Annotated in this window: 2 protein-coding genes; both read left to right on the forward strand. The window is 39.9% G+C overall.

The features are described from left to right. Positions 1-72: 72 nt before the first annotated feature. Positions 73-354 carry a transposase gene (locus tag EV211_RS10605; RefSeq protein ID WP_133529406.1) on the forward strand — a complete coding sequence of 94 codons (282 nt, stop codon included), beginning with the start codon at positions 73-75 and terminating at the stop codon, positions 352-354. 14 nt (positions 355-368) lie between these two features. Further along, positions 369-1,208 (forward strand): IS3 family transposase, encoded by an 840-nt coding sequence (locus EV211_RS10610; RefSeq protein ID WP_243108623.1) that lies wholly within the window; start codon positions 369-371, stop codon positions 1,206-1,208. Positions 1,209-1,246: the final 38 nt, after the last annotated feature.

Genomic DNA, 1,246 nt, shown 5'->3' on the forward strand with positions numbered 1-1,246 from the left:
TGAGCTGGTACAATATAGTTGTAATACGTCTGTGACTTTTGTAAAATATAGTTATTATGAAAGGAGCACATCATGACACACTTTGAACCAGAAGTTGAGAGAAATATTGTTAAGCAACATATCCAAAATGGTCGTACTTATGAAAGCCTGGCTAACGAATATGGCTGTTCGCGATATGTAATTGGCAGATTGGTAGGCAACTATCTTAAGGAAGCAAGGCGGCACGAACTGGAAAGCAAGCAAATAGCCGATATGGAAACCATGAATCGACTTCAGAAAGAAAATGAAGAATTAAAGAAGGAGAATGACTTCCTAAAAAAAGCAGCGGCATTCTTCGCGAAGGAAAGCAAATAACCAAATACAGGTTTATTGATAAATACTCTAAGCGCTACGGAGTAAACTGGCTCTTAAAACGTTTGAAGGTTTATCCAAATGCTTACTACAACTACAAGAAGCACCGCAAGAATGCCCAACAAAAATCCAAAGCTTCTATACTGAAAGTCATTGAGAAACAATACCATGATGCCGACGGAGTACCAGGTTATCGTATGATGAAGACCCTGTTAATAAACAATGAAAAAATCGATCTAAGCGTACAAACTGTACGTAAATACATGAATGTAGAACTTGGATTGAAGTCAGTTACGAGAAAGTCCAAATATGTATATTACAAGGGACCTGAGGCCTATGAGATCGCAGAGAATATCATAAATCGTGAGTTTACCGCCGAAGCCAGAAACACTAAATGGTGTGTTGATTTCACATACCTGTTTTTGGCCAATCACAGCAAACGATACAACTGTACGATCATAGATCTATACGACCGCAGAGTTGTTGCCAGTGTAAACGGCAGACACATCAATGCTCAGCTCGCAATTGATACACTCACAAAAGCAATAGAACGTTGCGATGGAAAAACCGGAATGATCCTTCATAGTGACCGTGGCAGTCAGTTTACATCAAAAGGCTTCACGGAATTCTGTAAAAATCATGGAGTTACACAGAGTATGAGTCGGCCTGGTTGTCCATACGACAATGCACCAATGGAGCGTTATTACAATACTCTAAAAGCCGAGCTGATCAACCTGAGGACATTCTCTACAGAGGAGTTGCTCTATCAGAAAGTCAACGCTTATGCATATGGATGGTACAACAACAAGAGACCACATTCATTTAACAATGGTTTACCACCAGCTAAAGTCGCATAAAAGGCGCATGCCTATTACAATTTTGCTTGACCAGAACA

It is taken from the genome of Aminicella lysinilytica, from assembly GCF_004362975.1.
Taxonomy (GTDB): domain Bacteria; phylum Bacillota; class Clostridia; order Peptostreptococcales; family Anaerovoracaceae; genus Aminicella; species Aminicella lysinilytica.